Source organism: Micropruina glycogenica (assembly GCF_900289045.1).
In the GTDB taxonomy this organism is placed as follows: Bacteria; Actinomycetota; Actinomycetes; order Propionibacteriales; family Propionibacteriaceae; genus Micropruina; species Micropruina glycogenica.
Genome location: NZ_LT985188.1, coordinates 136,078 through 151,825 on the forward strand (window position 1 = coordinate 136,078; position 15,748 = coordinate 151,825).

The window sequence follows — 15,748 nt, forward strand, 5'->3', positions numbered from 1 at the left end:
ACGTCGCCGCGTCTGGGCAGAGCGTCCTGACAGGGGTGCGCCAGAGGAATATTCGGCCCAGTTCAGTAGTTGAGTCTGATGCACTCAACTTTTCGAGTTGAGCGTGTTAGGCTCAACAACGTAGCCGGCGGGAGCCGGTAGAGAACCACTACTCACTGGAGGAACAAGCATGGCTCGTGCAGTAGGCATCGACCTCGGCACCACCAACTCTGTCATCGCCGTTCTCGAGGGCGGCGAACCCACTGTCATTCCCAACGCCGAAGGCTCGCGCACGACGCCGTCGGTGGTGGCTTTCACCAAGAGCGGCGAAGTTCTGGTCGGCGAGGTCGCCAAGCGCCAGGCCGTCACCAACGTCGACCGCACGATCCGCTCCGTCAAGCGCCACATGGGCACCGGCTGGAGCGTCGACATCGACGGTAAGAAGTACACCGCGCAAGAGATCAGCGCCCGCATTCTGCAGAAGCTGAAGCGTGACGCCGAGGCCTACCTGGGCGAGTCGGTCACCAACGCCGTGATCACCGTGCCCGCGTACTTCTCCGACGCTGAGCGCCAGGCCACCAAAGAGGCCGGTGAGATCGCCGGCCTGACCGTCGACCGCATCATCAACGAGCCCACCGCGGCCGCCCTGGCCTACGGCCTCGACAAGGCCAAAGACGAGCAGACCGTGCTCGTGTTCGACCTCGGCGGCGGCACCTTCGACGTCTCGCTGCTCGACATCGCCGACGGCGTGTTCGAGGTCAAGGCCACCAAGGGCGACAACCGCCTGGGCGGCGACGACTGGGACCAGCGCATCGTCGACTGGCTGGTGAAGCAGTTCAAGAACGCCCACGGCGTCGACCTGAGCAAAGACAAGATGGCTCGCCAGCGCCTGCAAGAGGCCGCCGAGCGCGCCAAGATCGAGCTGAGCTCGACCCAAGAGACCACGATCAACCTGCCCTACATCACGGCCAGCGCCGAGGGCCCGCTGCACCTGGACGAGAAGCTCACCCGCGCCGAGTTCCAGCGCATGACCGCCGACCTGCTCGACCGCTGCCTCGGCCCGTTCAACTCGGTGATCAAAGACGCCAACACCAACGTCGACAAGATCGACCAGGTGATTCTGGTGGGCGGCTCGACCCGCATGCCCGCCGTGGCCGACCTGGTCAAAGAGCTCACCGGTGGCAAAGAGCCCAACAAGAGCGTCAACCCCGACGAGGTCGTGGCCCTGGGCGCGGCCCTGCAGGCCGGCGTGCTGAAGGGCGAGGTGAAGGACGTGCTGCTGCTCGACGTCACCCCGCTGAGCCTCGGCATCGAGACCAAGGGCGGCGTGATGACCAAGATCATCGAGCGCAACACCACCATTCCGACCAAGCGGTCGGAGGTGTTCACCACGGCCGAAGACAACCAGCCGTCGGTGATGATTCAGGTCTACCAGGGCGAGCGCGACTTCGCCCGCGACAACAAGTCGCTGGGCAACTTCGAGCTCACCGGCCTGATGCCGGCGCCGCGCAACGTGCCGCAGATCGAGGTCGCCTTCGACATCGACGCCAACGGCATCGTGCACGTGCACGCCAAAGACCTGGCCACCGGCAAGGAACAGTCGATGACCGTCACCGGCGGCTCGGCGCTGGGCAAGGACGACATCGACCGCATGGTCAAAGATGCCGAGAGCCACGCCGAAGAAGACCGCAAGCGGCGCGAGGCCGTCGAGATGCGCAACGAGGCGGACGCCCTGGCGTTCCGTACCGAGAAGCTGATCGCCGACAACGCCGAGAACATCACCGACGACGTGAAGACCCCCGTCGAAGAGGCGCTGGCCACGCTGAAAGAAGCCCTGGCCGGCGACGACAACGACGCGGTCAAGAGCGCCATGGACGACCTGAACACCAAGGCCTCGGCCATGGGCCAGGCCATGTACGCCGCCGCCCAGGCCAAGCAGCAGCAGGCCGAGTCCGCCCCTCAGGGCGACGCGCCGACGTCCGAGGCGTCCGATGACGATGTCGTCGACGCCGAAATCGTCGAAGATGAAGACAACGACAAGAAGTGACGCACGTGTTCCGGCCCGTGGGTGAGACGCCCACGGGCCCGGTTCTGCGAAGGAGAACCTGTGACGAACGAGGAGCAGCTACCCGCTGACCACCCCGTGACCCCCGATGAGGCCGAGGGCCTGGTCGAGGAGTCCACCCTGGCCGACGCCACCACCCCCGAGGGCTTCAACGATTCGATCGTCTCGGCCAAGATCAGCGAACTCGAAGAGCTGGCTGCCGAGCGCACCGCCGACCTGCAGCGGCTGCACGCCGAGTACGCCAACTACAAGAAGCGTGTCGACCGCGACCGTGCGCTGGCCCGGCAGGGCGGCATCGAGGCGGTGGTACTCGACCTGCTGCCGGTGCTCGACAGCATCGAAGGTGCGCGCGAGCACGACGAGTTGACCGGCGGTTTCAAGCTGGTCGCCGACGAGATCGAAAAGGTCGGCGCCAAGTACGGGCTGAGCGTGTACGGCGAGGTCGGCGACCCGTTCGACCCCAACGTGCACGAGGCCCTCATGCACGTGCCGATGCCCGGCGTCGAGGTCACCACCGTGTCGGCGGTCATGCAGAAGGGCGTCCGCCTCAACGACCGGGTGCTGCGCCCGGCCCGGGTCGGCGTAGCCGAACCCGAATGAGCGCTGGCCGCGCTCGCCACAACTACGATCGACGGCACCTGAAAGGAGGCGTCTGAATGAGTACCAAAGACTGGATCGAGAAGGACTTCTACAAGGTTCTCGGCGTGTCGAAAGACGCCAAGCCCGACGAGATCAAGAAGGCGTTCCGCAAGCTGGCCCGTGAGAACCACCCCGACCAGAACCAGAACGACCCCAAGGCCGAGCAGCGGTTCAAAGACATCAGCGAGGCCAACTCGGTACTGTCCGACCCCGCCAAGCGCAAGGAGTACGACGAGGCCCGCAGCCTGTTCGGCGGCGGCGGCTTCCGCTTTCCCGGCGGTGGCCAGGGGCCGTCAATGGAAGACCTGTTCCGCAACGCCGGCGGCTCCGGCGCCGGCGCGGCGAGCGGCAACATCAGCGACCTGTTCGGCAACCTGTTCGGCGGCACGTCCACCCGGCGCACCACCACCCAGCGCGGCCCGCGCCGTGGCCAAGACATCGAAGGCGAGGCGACGATCGACTTCACCGACGCCGTCGAAGGGGTCACGGTCACCATGCAGACGGTGTCGGACGAGGCGTGCGGGGCCTGTTCGGGCACCGGCGCCAAATCGGGCACGCTGCCGCGGGTGTGCCCCACCTGTCAGGGCAGCGGCATGGAAACCTCGACCTCAGGCGGTGTCTTCGCGGTCAGCGAACCGTGCCACGACTGCCGCGGTCGCGGATTGATCGTCGAAGAGCCCTGCCCGGTGTGCGGCGGCTCCGGCCGCGGCCGCTCGACCCGGTCGATGCAGGTGCGCATTCCCGCCGGGGTCACCGACGGGCAGCGCATTCGCATCAAGGGCAAGGGCGGCGCCGGCGAGAACGGTGGTGCCCCGGGCGACCTGTACGTGCTCGTGCACGTGCGGCCGCACAAGCTGTTCGGCCGCAAGGGCGACAACCTCACCCTGACCGTGCCGGTCACCTTCACCGAGGCCGCCTTGGGCGCCGAGGTGTCGGTACCCACCCTGAACGGCCAGCGGGTCACCCTGAAGCTCGGCCCGGGCACCCCCAACGGACGCACCTTCCGGGTGCGCGGCCGGGGCGTGCACAAGAACGACGGCAGCACCGGCGACCTGCTGGTCACCGTCGAGGTGCAGGTGCCCAACCAGCTCAACGACACCGCCAAGGAAGCGCTCGAGAGCTTCGCCGCTGCGCTCGGTGACGCCGACCCGCGCTCGTCGCTGTACGCGTGAGCGCCATGACCGAGCCGACCGGTTTTCTGCCCCAGCGCATCGATTCGGACGCGCCCGTGTTCGTGATCTCGGTGGCCGCGCAGTTGGCCGACATGCACCCCCAGACCCTGCGCGGCTACGACCGGCTGGGTCTGGTGGTGCCCAAGCGGGCCCGCGGCCGTGGCCGCCGTTACTCGCTGCGCGACATCGCCACCCTGCGGCACATTCAGCACCTGTCGCAGAACGAGGGCATCAACCTCGAGGGCATTCGGCGCATTCTGGCGCTCGAGAACGAGTTGGACGCCGTGCGCGCCCAGCTCTCCCGCGTGGCCGACCTGCTCACGGCCCTGCAGCACGAGGTGCCGGCCGCACGCATCTTCACTGCTGCGGCCGCCGGTGACGTGCACCTGGGTCGCAGCGCGGCGCGCCGTCCGGCTCTGGCCCTGCCCAGTCGGGCGAGCACCGCCCGCGATCTGGCGCGGCGTGACGTGCCGCCGGTTTCCAAAGCCCTCTGAGCCTGGCTGATCAGGCCTGGCGGGTGCGGCGCGCGGCGACGAACGACCGCACGCCCACAACCAGGTAGGCCACCAGCAGCACGCACATGACGGCACTGGCGATGATGGCGCCCGGTCGTTCGGCGGTGCCGTCGAACACCTCGCCCAGCTTGAGGGTGTTCATCACCGAACCCAGCACGCCCAGCAGGGCGACGGCCAGCGCACCGTGAATGGCGTGCCTGCGCATGCGCTCGTCGCGGGCCAACCATCCGGCCACCAGCAACAACACCCCCACTGCGCTGGGAATCAGGGCGGTGAGGCTGCCCGCGTGCGTGGCTGCGTAGGCGACCACGCCGGTCAGCGTGAGCAGCGCGCCGATGGCCAGGGTGAGTCTGGTGATCACGGTGAGGTGTCCTCTCGTCGGTGAGACAATCGTCTCACGCTTGGTGAGGTACCCCGCGCCGGCCGGACCGGGCCGGCAGGTCGGGAGCGATGTGCCACTCCACGATCACCCCTACCGCCAGCACCCCGTCCTCGGCGTTGATGTCTGAAAGAGGTCGTCGGGGCATCGGCTGATACCGCCGTCGAGCGTCAGCCGGTGGCGTGACTGACTGGGCCGTGCGGTGCTGGGGCCAATGCCTACTTGCGCCCACCACTCGACATTGCGGCGAACGCGGGAATCTCACGACGCAACCATGAGGCCCGAGGGACCGCACGCGGCCCACCCTCGTCCACCAGAGATCCCGGCTTCCTGCGCACAGTTGGCGTGAGTTGGGGACGGTTCCGATCTCGCGCCACCCTGGCCGCACCCCTGTGGCGTGAGTTGGGGACGGTTCCGATCTCGCGCCACCCCGGCCGTCCGCACCCCTGCCGCTGGTCGGCGATCTCGAGATCGCTGCAGACTTTCAGCCGCGCTGCACGCTTTCGCCCTGCAACACGCCATCACGTGGCCGGCCCGAAATCGTGCCGCGATCTCGAGATCGCAAACCCTCACCGGGGTGCAGACGAGTGCATGCGGGATCGTCCGGCCGATGAATCAGCGGGGACGGCGGCACCCACCCACCGGAGCGGTGCAACGACTTCGTCCACGCAGCGCTCGGAACTGTCGGAGCCGGCGGGCATGCTTGCGTCATGACACACCCCCGGCACACCATCATTCCGCCCTACTTATTGCGGCACCTGGCCGAGTCGGCCGACGATTCTGTGGCGGCTCGCGCCGAGTCGACGCTGCGGGTCGACCAGACGTTTCGGTCAGATCGGCGCGCCGTTGCTGCGCAAGCGACCTTCCGCCCCACGGCCATCACTGTTGCCGCCGCACCGAACCGCGAGATCAGCACTGCCAAGAACGCCAGGCGATTGCCCGGCACCGTGGTGCGGCGCGAGGGCGAGGCGGCCACCGGCGACGCCGCCGCCGACGAGGCCTACGACGGCTTCGGCGCCACGTGGGCCCTGTTTCACGACGTCTATGGCCGCAACTCCATCGACGGCGCGGGCATGACACTGGCCGGCACGGTGCATTACGACAAGGGCTACGACAACGCGTTCTGGAACGGTGAGCGCATGGTGTTCGGCGACGGTGACGGCGAGATCTTCGGCCGGTTCACCGCCAGCCTCGAGGTGATCGGCCACGAACTCACCCACGGGGTCACCGAGAGCACGGCCGGCCTGATCTACCAGGGCCAACCCGGTGCCCTCAACGAGCACGTCTCGGACGTCTTCGGGGTGCTGGTCAAGCAGCACAGCCTCGGCCAAGACGCCACTACGGCCGACTGGCTGGTGGGCGCAGATCTGCTGCTGCCCGGTGTCGCAGGCGTCGCCATTCGCAGCATGATCTCGCCCGGCACCGCCTACGACGACCCGCGCCTGGGCAAGGACCCGCAGCCCGACCACATGAGCGACTTCGTCACCACCAGCGACGACAACGGCGGCGTGCACATCAACTCCGGCATTCCCAACCGGGCGTTCGCGCTGGCGGCACGCGCCATCGGCGGCCAGGCATGGACGGCGGCGGGCCAGATCTGGTTCGACGTTCTGACCGGTGCCGACATCACCGCCCGCACCGACTTCGCCACCTTCGCCCGCTTGACGGTGGCGGCGGCTGCGGCCAGGTTCGGTAGCGACAGCGCGCAGCACGACGCGGTGCGCGACGGGTGGGTCACGGTCGGAGTGCAACTCGACGCACAGGTCGACGCGGCGCCGTCCGAGCCCCCAGCCGGCGCCGACGCCGAGTTGCTCCTGCGCCGCACCGGTGGCCTGGCAGGGCTGGTCAAAGAGCGTCGCACCACGCTCGACGAGTTGCCGGCCAAAGACGCCAAGCGGTGGAGCAAGCTGCTCACCTCCGACACCCTGCAGTCGCTCAGCGGCGGCAACCCGGCTGTGGACGGCTTCTGCTACCGAGTGGCCTGCGAGGCGCTGTCGGTCGACGTGACCGTGCCCGAGCAGCAACTCAGCGAGTCGCAGCGCAACCTGTTCAAGCGCACCCTGCACCAAGGCGATCAGTAGGCCACGGCCAGCTCGTCGAGACCCATCCCGTTGGTCTAGCTCGTCGAGACCCATCCCGTTGGTCTAGCTCGTCGAGACCCTTCCCGTTGGTCGAGCCTGTCGAGACCCTTCCCGTTGGTCGAGCCTGTCGAGACCCTTCCCGTTGGTCGAGGGCCTGCTTTTCGAGCCCGTTCTGGATGAGTCTCTTGCCGCGGAGTGGCACTGCAGCCCGTCCCGCCCGGGTCAGCCTCACCGGCTTCGCAGGCTCCGCCGCTGAGTTGGCCCGGACGCCGGCATCACCACCCGTGACCGGCTCTTTCGTCATCCCGGCGGACGCCGGGATCTCACAGGCCGGGTCTCGACAGGCTCGACCTGCGGTGGTCTCGACGAGCTCGACCAACGCGGTCTCGACTTACGTCCCCGTCATTCCGGCGAACGCCGGAATCTCTCAGGTGCGGTCTCGACAAGCTCGACCGACGGCTCGCCCCCGCTCGACCTGCTTCACCCGCGCCGACGATACTGGGCCCATGCAGCAGCCCCGCGAAACCGCCCGATCGATCGATGGCCGCTGATGGGTCGCGTCACGCAGCCGGTGCAGGTGCTGCGCTTCGAGCACGGCGTCGCCGCCCGCCGTCCTGATCGGCTGGCCGTCGAACAGCCGCTCGAACTGCGACTGGGTGGGCTGGCCCATGCGGTCACCATGCGCACACCGGGCCAGGACATCGAACTGGCGCACGGTTGGTTGCATGCCGAGGGGGTGATCGCCGAAGCCACCGATGTGGTGCGGGCCCAGTACTGCGCGGGTTCGGTGCTCGACGACGACACCGGCACGCCGGTCAACACCTACAACGTGCTCGACTTCACTCTGGCGCCGGGGTGCGCAGCCCCCACGCCGCGCGACACCTACACCACCAGCGCGTGCGGGGTGTGCGGGGCCGACTCGATCGATTCGCTCAGCCGCCACGGCCGCTACGAACTCGCCGCCGACGACACCGCCGTCACCGCGGAGCTGCTCGGCTCGCTGCCCGAGGCGTTGCGGGCCCAGCAGCGCACGTTCGAGTCCACCGGCGGGGTGCACGCCGCCGGCCTGTTCGCCGCCGACGGCACCCCGCTGGTCGTCCGCGAAGACGTCGGGCGGCACAACGCGGTCGACAAGGTGATCGGCTGGGCCCTGCTGGCGGGCCGCCTGCCGCTGACCGGCACCGTGCTGCAGGTGAGCGGACGGCTGTCGTTCGAGCTGGTGCAGAAGGCGTACCTGGCCGGCGTTCCGATCATCTCGGCGGTGTCGGCGCCCAGCTCGCTCGCAGTCGAGACGGGGCGGCGACTGGGGCTGACGGTGGTGGGTTTCGTGAGGGGCGAATCGCTCAACGTGTACGCCCACCACCGACGCGTGCAAACCGTTTGATCGGGCGCGACCGCACGCGCAGATAGGTGATGGATCACCGAAATTTGGCATGCCACGTATTCGTGAAAGAAGTCAATGGAAGCAACGTGATCGCGCAGTGAGAACGCTTTTGATGCCGCACCGATCAACATAAGAAGGCGTAAAACAATGCACCACCCCATCAACTATTCGGCACAATTTGCGTCATGCCGATGACGTGATGCGCCGAATGGGTCTACGTTCGGGCACATGAAACCCCTAGTCATTCGCTCTGCGATTGTCGCCTCCCTGGGTGGTTTGATCTTCGGATTCGACACCGCCGTCATCTCAGGGACGACCGAAAGCCTCAAAGAGGTCTTCCACCTCGACGACGCCGGACTCGGCTGGACCGTGGGTATCGCCCTGCTCGGTACCATTCTCGGCGCCCTGATCGCGGGTAAGCCCGCCGACAAGTTCGGCCGCAAGCCCACCCTTTTCGCCATCGGCATTCTGTACGTGATCGGTGCTCTCGGCACCGCGCTCACCAGCAATCTGGTGGCCTTCGACATCTTTCGCTTCCTGGGCGGCATCGGGGTGGGTGCCGCCTCGGTATGCGCCCCGATCTACACCGCCGAGGTCTCGCCGCCCGCCGTCCGTGGCCGGCTGGTGGGCCTGGTGCAGTTCAACATCGTCTTCGGCATTCTGCTGGCCTACCTGTCGAACTACATCATCGTGAGCACCATGTCGGCAGATGTCGCGTGGCGCTGGATGTTCGGCGTCATGGCCCTTCCGGCCGCGATCTTCCTGGCCCTGCTGTTCACCGTGCCCGAGACCCCGCGCTGGCTGATGAGTGTGGGACGCGACGCCGAGGGCGAAGAGGTGGCCCGACGTCTGGCCACCACCGACGCCGAGGCCGATCAGGTGATCCACGACATTCACTCCGCCCTGAATGCCGCCGAGAACGCGCCCAATGTGCCGTTCTTCACTCGTGGTCACACCAAGGTGATTCTGTTGGCCTTCACGATCGCCATGTTCAACCAGCTCTCGGGCATCAACGCGGTGCTGTACTACGCCCCCGAGGTGATGCGGCAGGCCGGTGCGGCCACGAACACCGCCTTCCTGATGAGCGTCGGCGTCGGCGCCATGAACCTGGTGGCCACCATGGCCGCCCTCACCGTGATCGACAAGATCGGCCGGCGCAAGCTGATGTTGGTGGGGTCGATCGGCTACATCATCAGCCTGGGCTTCCTGTCGTGGGTGATGTTCTACTACGCCGGTCACTACGACGCGACGTCCAGCTGGCTGGTGCTGGCCGGCCTGATGGTGTTCATCGCGGCCCACGCGTTCGGTCAGGGCGCGGTGATCTGGGTGTTCATCTCAGAGATCTTCCCCAACCGCATTCGGGGTCGTGGCCAGGCCCTCGGGTCGCTCACCCACTGGGTGTTCGCCTGGATCACTTCGACGGCGTTCCCCGCTGTGATCGCCCTGTTGGGCAGTGGCGTGGCGTTCGGCATCTTCGCCGTCTGCATGGTGGCCCAGCTGATCTGGGTGATCAAGGTCATGCCTGAGACGAAGGGTGTGCCGCTGGAAGAGATGGAGCATAAGCTCGGTCTCGTCCACGATCCCAATGATGTGGGTGGGCCCTCCACTCCCGTCATGCACTGACGGGAGCGCGCATGGCCAAACAGAGTCCGGTGCTGGTGCTCGGCGAGGCGCTGGTCGACGTCGTCCACGCCAACGGCGAGATCAACGAGCACGTCGGAGGCAGCCCCGCCAACGTCGCTTTCGGCCTCGGCCGGCTCGAACACGACGTCACACTCGCGGCCTGGTTCGCCAAAGACGAGCGCGGCGAACGCATCGCCCAGGCGTGCCGTGACGCCGGGGTGAAGGTCGCCGCAGGTGCAGACCGGGCGCCGCGCACGTCGGTGGCCAACGCCGACATCGACGCCGCCGGCAAGGCCACCTACCAGTTCGACCTGTCGTGGCTGCTGCCCGAACTGCCCGCTGCGGGCAGCTCGGGCCACGTGCACACCGGCAGCATCGGGGCGACCCTCGAACCGGGCGGTTCGCAGGTCGTCAAGGCGCTGCGCGACAACGTCGACGTCGCGACGATCAGCTATGACCCCAACGCCCGGCCGACCCTGATGGGCAACCCGGGGGCCGTGATCGGGCGGGTCGAAGAGATCATCGCGCTGTGTGACGTGATCAAGTCGAGCGACGAAGACATCGAGTGGCTCTACCCCGACCGGTCAGTGGCCGACGTGATGCGGCACTGGCTCAACCTGGGCCCGGCCCTTGCGGTGGTGACCCGGGGCGGTGACGGCGCGTACGTGGCCGTCTCGACCGACGATGCCATCATCGAGGTGGAGCCCCGCACTGTGAGCGTGATCGACACCGTCGGGGCCGGCGACTCGTTCATGGCCGGCCTGATCTCGGGCCTGCTCGACGCCGACTACCTGGGTGGCGCCGAAGCGCGTGAGGCTCTGCGGCACGCGCGTCTGGTGGACGTGATGCCCGCCATCGACCGGGCGATCAGCACCTCGGCCACCACGGTCAGCAAGGCCGGGGCGTACGCGCCGACCAGAGACGAGTTGTAGCGCCTGATCAGCGCGCTCCAGGTCGTCCGGTCGCACCATTGGACGGAGATCCCGCCACTTTCGCCGGGTACGGCGAAAGGGTGGGACAACCGTGCAGTGACGGCGGGTGGCCTTGCGAGGTCGCACCGGGCAGGCTGTGCGCATGGATCTGGAGACCGCGGCCGACGAACTGTACGGGGTGGATCCCGACGAGTTCGTGCCGACCCGCACCCGGCTGGTCCAGCAGGCGCGGGCGGCCAAGGATCGTCCGCTGGCCACCGCGATCGCGGCGCTCAAGAAGCCCACCCGATCGGCCTGGTTGGTGAATCTGTTGCGCGACGACCGGGCGGCGGGGGAGAGCCTCACCGCGCTGGCCGGTCGGTTGGCGAAGGCCCATCAGAGCGTCGACCTGGTCGCCCTGCGCGCAGTCGGCGCCGAACGGCAGAAGCTGGTGGACGACCTGACCCGCCGAGCCGTCGCCGCCGGCGCCGAGCGGGGCTACGTCGCCACCGAGGCCGTGCGGCTCGAGGTGCAGGGCACCCTGTCGGCTGCGGTGGCCGACGCGAGTGTGCTGACTGAGGTGCTGAGCGCGCGGGTGGTCAAGGCGCAGGTGTACTCGGGTTTCGGCTTCACGATGCCGCTCGCCGCGCCCGCGCCGGCCACAGCACCCCCGGCAGCCGGCGCCCCTTCGTCCGACGATGCGGACGCCGAGGCGCAGAAGGCCGGGTTGGCGCAGCAGGCGCTGGCCGAGGCCACCGATCGGCTGCTGGAGGCGCGGACGGCACTCGACCGGGTTCAGGCGACGGCCGACGAAGCCACGGCCGTGCTCGACCGGGCCAGCCAAGAGGTGGCCGACCTGCGCGCCGAGTTGCGCCGGGCCGAGCAGGCCGAGGACAAGGCCCGTCAGGCAGCCACGCAGGCCGCGGACGACGTGCATGACGCGCGCACCGCCGTCCAGCAGACCGAGCGGGCGCTCGCCGAGGCGGCGCGGGCGGTCGGCTGACAACTCGTCGAGCGTGTCGAGACCAGGACCGTCGGTCGAGCGGGCTGTTGAGACCTCGCTGCCGAGAACCGGTGCTCAGGCCGACTCGGCGGGGTCGTAGTCGATCACGGAGCGTCCGGTGACCCGGGCTTTGATCAGCGCCACCACCGGCAGGTGGGCGGGGTGCACCGCGTACCCGCTCAGCGCGTCGGCGTCGGTGAACACCGAGTACAGGGCCAGATCGAAGCTGGTGTCGAGCCCGTCCTGCGGGGTGATCACTTCGAACTCGAGAATGCCGGGCACCTTATCGGGCAGTTCGCGCAGCGCCTTGGCCGCCAGCGCCACGTTGGTCGCCTTGTCGGCACCTTCTGCTTCGTCGGCGAAGTTCCACGCCACGATGTGCTTGATCATGGGCGTCAATCTATCGGCCGGCCCTGGTACTACGGTGACCCGATGGACGACTTTCTGGTCGATCGCGCGCTGCTGGCGGTGGAGCAGATTCCGCCCGGACGGGTGGCCGCGTACGGCGACATCGCGCGCATCGTCGGCTGCGGGCCACGCAGGGTCGGCACCATCATGCGGCTGTACTCCCGCGACGTGCCGTACTGGCGGGTGGTGGGGGCAGACGGCGATCCGGGCGGCAAGCTGCTCGACCACTTCCGCCCGCACTGGGATGCCGAGGGCATCACGGTCAAACCCAACGGGCTGGGCTGCCGCATTGCTGACTACCGCGCCGATCAGGTCGCCCTGGATCACGCCTATCGGCAGGCGCTGGCCGAGCTGTTGGCGCGCTCGTCCACGCCGCTGCCACTGATCGGACGCCCGGCGACCGACGCGCTGGCAATCATCGGGGTGACCTGCCTGGAACGGGTGATCGAGCATTCGCAAGCCGAGTTGCTGGGCCTGCACGGCGTGGGGCCGAAGGCGATTGGGCTGCTCGCGGATGAACTCGACCGCCTCGGCTGGGGCTGGAGCCGGCGAGGCGCAGCCTGAGGCGGCTGCGATCGCTGGTCGCGCTTGTCGAGACCTCTGGCTACGTGTTTCGACCCGCTGTCGCCGAGGCCGAACGAGCACACCCTCGTCATCGGGGACTTGATCCGCGATCTCACCACTCGCGCGCCGCACCAGAGATCCCGGCCTGCCGCGCTGACGGGACGCCAGGCTCGGCCAGCGGTGGTCAGGGCTCTGACCGACCGATCGTGACGGGTCCGGCGCCCCGAATCAGCCAGCTGTCGTCCGCCCCGCTCAGCACGCCACCCTCGACCGACGGACGCGCCCCGCGCAACCGAATCTCGGACGCCTCGCCCGCCAACCCCGGCCCGAACACCAGCCGCTCGGAACTCACCTCGACCAGTTCGGCGTCCGCCATGTCGATCACCCCCAGGCCGGTGACCAGGCCGAGCGGCAGCATCACCCCCGTGCGCGCCGGCAGCGTCAGGGCCCGCGGCTCCGCGCCGCGCCAACCCACCCGCACCTGGGGTCGGTGGCCGGTGATGTTCAGCAGGTGCACCAGCCGCTGGCCGGACTCGTCGGCACTGGTCAGGCCGAACACGCCCGGCACCGAACTGGTCAGCGACAGCCGCGCCGTGGCGCCCAGCCGGGCGAACGCCCGTCCGAACAGGTGCAGGTTGCTGGGCAGTTCAGCGGCGAACAGCACCACGCGGCCCGAGCCCGCCGACACCTCCACACCGCACGGCACGCCGTCGTGATCGGTCAGCAGCACGGTGCCGGCGCCGGGGTCGAGGTGCTCCGGGCAGCCCACCCGGGTCTGCGGCCAGGGCGCCGCCCAGTCGTGGGCGGTCACGGTGGGAAAGTACTGCCGCTGCTCGGTCACGAAGTCGAGCCCCCGCACGCCCAACGCGTCCGCCAGCACGGTGCAGGGCGCCCCGGTCAGGTCGAAGCACGGCACCCGACCGAGCAACAGCAGGCGCCCGCCGCCGGTCAGGAAATCGACCAGCCGTCCCTGCACGCCGCCGTCCAGGTACTGGCCGGTCGACAGCATCAGTACCGCGTCCGGACGCGGATCGTCGCGCTCGAGCCAGACCGCATCGAACTGCAGACCCGACAACAGCGCCGACCGGCTCAGCGCCCGCCGCGGCGCCGCCCCGCGGTGCCGGCGCAGGTCGGCGATGATCGTCGACATCGTCGCAGGTTCCGGCAGTTCGCCGGGCGCTTCCCGACTCACTCGTCGCGGTTGACCACCTCGAGGCGCGGGTATTCCGGCTTCCACATGCGCTGGTAGATGTCGTTGATCGGGTTGTTCAGCGGCGTTCGGGCCAGCCCCTGCTCTTCGGCGGTCTTGGCCACCGCCATCGCCACCGTGGCCGACACCAGCCGCAGGTCGTTCATGGACGGCAGCAGCGACGCCCCCGGCCGGTATTCGTTGACCAGGCCGGCCAGCGCGGCCGCCGCAGCGTAGATCATCTCGTTGCTCACCCGGGTGGCACGCACCACCGATACCCCGAGGCCGAGCCCGGGGAAGATCAAGGCGTTGTTCGCCTGTGCGATGGTGTGGTACACCTCGCCGTGCCGAATGGTGCCGTAGGGGCTGCCAGTGGCGATCAGGGCATGCCCGTCGGTCCATTCGAGCAGGTCGTTGGGGTGGGCCTCCGAGCGGCTGGTCGGGTTCGAGAGCGGCATGATGATCGGCCGCTCGCAGCCCTCGGCCATCGCCTGCACGACCTCGGCGGTGAAGGTGCCCGGCTGGGCCGAGGTGCCGATCAGAATGGTCGGCTTCGCCGCCCGCACCGTTTCGACCAGGCTGATCCGCGCAGGGTTCGCGACGTCCCACTCGTCCACCTCCGCCCGGCTGCGCGCGTACGGCCGCTGAAAGTCGCGAATGCCCGCGCTGTCGTCCACGATCAGCCCGCGGCTGTTGAACGCGTAGAACTGGTCGTAGGACTGCTCGGCCGGTAGGCCGTCGTGCGCCATCGCCTCGCGAATGATGTCGGCGATGCCGACCCCCGCCGTTCCTGCGCCGTAGATCAGCACCCGGTGCTGCGACATCGGCACCCCGGTCAACCGCACAGCCGCCAGCACCGCGGCCAGCACCACCGCGGCGGTGCCCTGAATGTCGTCGTTGAATGTGCAGATCGAGTCGGCGTAGCGCTGCAGAATGCGGTGCGCGTTGCCGGCGCCGAAGTCTTCCCAGTGCAGCATCGCGTTGGGGAACTGCCGGGTGATCGCGATCACGAAGGCGTCGATGAAGTCGTCGTAGGCCTCGCCGCGAACCCGGGCGTGCTGTTCGCCGAGGTAGAGGTCGCTGTTCAGCAGGCCCAGGTTGTCGGTGCCCACGTCGAGCACGATCGGAATGGCGCGCCGCGGGTGAATGCCGGCCGCCGCGGTGTAGACGCTGAGCTTGCCGTTGGCGATCTGAATGCCGCCGATGCCCTGATCGCCGATGCCCAGAATGCCCTCGGAGTCGGTCACCACCACCAGGTCGATCTCGTCGGGGTCGGGCACGTAATTGCGCAGCGACTGTTCGATCAGATCGGGCCGGTCGATCGACAGAAACAACCCGCGGGTGCCCACGTACTCGTGGCTGAACCGCTCGATGGCCTCGCCGATGGTGGGGGTGTAGATGATCGGCAGCAACTCTTCGATGTTCTCGCTCAGCAGCCGGTAGAACAGCACCTCGTTGCGGTCGCGCAACTGCGCCAGGTAGATGAACTTCGCCAGCGGGGACGGCGAGCGGCTGTACTGCGCGTAGGTGCGGCGCAACTGCTCTTCGATGGTGATCACCCGGCTCGGCAGCAACCCCGACAGGTCGAGCAATTCGCGTTCCGCAAGGGTGAACGCCGTGCCCCGGTTGGCGATGGGGTTGCGCAGAATCTGCCGGCCGCGGGTCGCCACCTTCAGCACCACGTCACGGCTGTCTGTGGTGTCGAGGTAGAAATCGGGTGCGCGCATGATCGCCCTTCGTCGGTTGCCTGTTGAGCCTATCGACGGCGGCACCACGGTGCACGATCGCCAGGGCGCCCAGGGCCTCGCGGCGCGTCTGCGCAGCCGGCCGAGGTGG

General features: G+C 68.4%; 14 protein-coding genes. 10 read left to right on the plus strand and 4 right to left on the minus strand.

Annotation, left to right across the window (positions count from 1 at the left end):
* Positions 1-169: 169 nt before the first annotated feature.
* The 4 genes from dnaK (at position 170) to MPLG2_RS00640 (ending at position 4,349) form a co-directional block, all read left to right on the plus strand.
* Positions 170-2,026 carry a molecular chaperone DnaK gene (gene dnaK, locus MPLG2_RS00625; protein ID WP_105184476.1) on the plus strand — a complete coding sequence of 619 codons (1,857 nt, stop codon included), beginning with the start codon at positions 170-172 and terminating at the stop codon, positions 2,024-2,026.
* A gap of 138 nt (positions 2,027-2,164) precedes the next feature.
* Positions 2,165-2,644, plus strand: coding sequence for a nucleotide exchange factor GrpE (locus tag MPLG2_RS00630; protein ID WP_408632070.1), 480 nt, complete (start codon positions 2,165-2,167; stop codon positions 2,642-2,644).
* Positions 2,645-2,700: 56 nt separating this feature from the next.
* Complete coding sequence (gene dnaJ / locus MPLG2_RS00635; RefSeq protein ID WP_105184478.1) at positions 2,701-3,855, plus strand: molecular chaperone DnaJ; 1,155 nt, start codon at positions 2,701-2,703, stop codon at positions 3,853-3,855.
* Between the two features lie 5 nt (positions 3,856-3,860).
* Positions 3,861-4,349, plus strand: coding sequence for a heat shock protein transcriptional repressor HspR (locus MPLG2_RS00640; RefSeq protein ID WP_105184479.1), 489 nt, complete (start codon positions 3,861-3,863; stop codon positions 4,347-4,349).
* Between the two features lie 10 nt (positions 4,350-4,359).
* Here the strand turns inward: MPLG2_RS00640 and MPLG2_RS00645 are convergent, their stop codons facing one another.
* A complete protein-coding gene (locus tag MPLG2_RS00645) occupies positions 4,360-4,731 on the minus strand; it encodes a hypothetical protein (protein WP_197710022.1) in 372 nt (123 codons plus the stop codon).
* Positions 4,732-5,459: 728 nt separating this feature from the next.
* Between MPLG2_RS00645 and MPLG2_RS00650 the strand changes: the two genes are divergently transcribed.
* The 5 genes from MPLG2_RS00650 to MPLG2_RS00670 all read left to right on the plus strand — a co-directional run bounded on the left by MPLG2_RS00650 (position 5,460) and on the right by MPLG2_RS00670 (position 11,751).
* Positions 5,460-6,830, plus strand: a complete 1,371-nt coding sequence (locus tag MPLG2_RS00650) for a protealysin inhibitor emfourin (protein ID WP_105184480.1) — start codon at positions 5,460-5,462, stop codon at positions 6,828-6,830.
* Positions 6,831-7,380: 550 nt separating this feature from the next.
* Positions 7,381-8,214, plus strand: coding sequence for a formate dehydrogenase accessory sulfurtransferase FdhD (gene fdhD, locus MPLG2_RS00655; RefSeq protein WP_105184481.1), 834 nt, complete (start codon positions 7,381-7,383; stop codon positions 8,212-8,214).
* A gap of 228 nt (positions 8,215-8,442) precedes the next feature.
* On the plus strand, positions 8,443-9,837 hold the full coding sequence (locus MPLG2_RS00660) for a sugar porter family MFS transporter (protein WP_105184482.1): 1,395 nt from the start codon (positions 8,443-8,445) through the stop codon (positions 9,835-9,837).
* Between the two features lie 11 nt (positions 9,838-9,848).
* A complete protein-coding gene (locus MPLG2_RS00665; protein WP_105184483.1) occupies positions 9,849-10,769 on the plus strand; it encodes a PfkB family carbohydrate kinase in 921 nt (306 codons plus the stop codon).
* 142 nt (positions 10,770-10,911) lie between these two features.
* Complete coding sequence (locus tag MPLG2_RS00670; RefSeq protein ID WP_105184484.1) at positions 10,912-11,751, plus strand: hypothetical protein; 840 nt, start codon at positions 10,912-10,914, stop codon at positions 11,749-11,751.
* Between the two features lie 75 nt (positions 11,752-11,826).
* On the opposite strand, the gene MPLG2_RS00675 is transcribed toward MPLG2_RS00670, so the two are convergent.
* On the minus strand, positions 11,827-12,141 hold the full coding sequence (locus MPLG2_RS00675) for a Dabb family protein (RefSeq protein ID WP_105184485.1): 315 nt from the start codon (positions 12,139-12,141) through the stop codon (positions 11,827-11,829).
* A 42-nt stretch (positions 12,142-12,183) separates the two neighbouring features.
* Here MPLG2_RS00675 and MPLG2_RS18860 point away from each other — a divergent pair, with 42 nt between their 5' ends.
* Positions 12,184-12,723 carry an MGMT family protein gene (locus tag MPLG2_RS18860; RefSeq protein ID WP_105184486.1) on the plus strand — a complete coding sequence of 180 codons (540 nt, stop codon included), beginning with the start codon at positions 12,184-12,186 and terminating at the stop codon, positions 12,721-12,723.
* A gap of 184 nt (positions 12,724-12,907) precedes the next feature.
* Here MPLG2_RS18860 and MPLG2_RS00685 read toward each other — a convergent pair whose 3' ends face one another.
* Both MPLG2_RS00685 and MPLG2_RS00690 read right to left on the minus strand, forming a co-directional pair.
* Positions 12,908-13,873, minus strand: coding sequence for a hypothetical protein (locus tag MPLG2_RS00685; protein ID WP_158680750.1), 966 nt, complete (start codon positions 13,871-13,873; stop codon positions 12,908-12,910).
* A gap of 38 nt (positions 13,874-13,911) precedes the next feature.
* Complete coding sequence (locus MPLG2_RS00690; protein ID WP_105184488.1) at positions 13,912-15,639, minus strand: NAD-dependent malic enzyme; 1,728 nt, start codon at positions 15,637-15,639, stop codon at positions 13,912-13,914.
* Positions 15,640-15,748 lie beyond the last annotated feature (109 nt).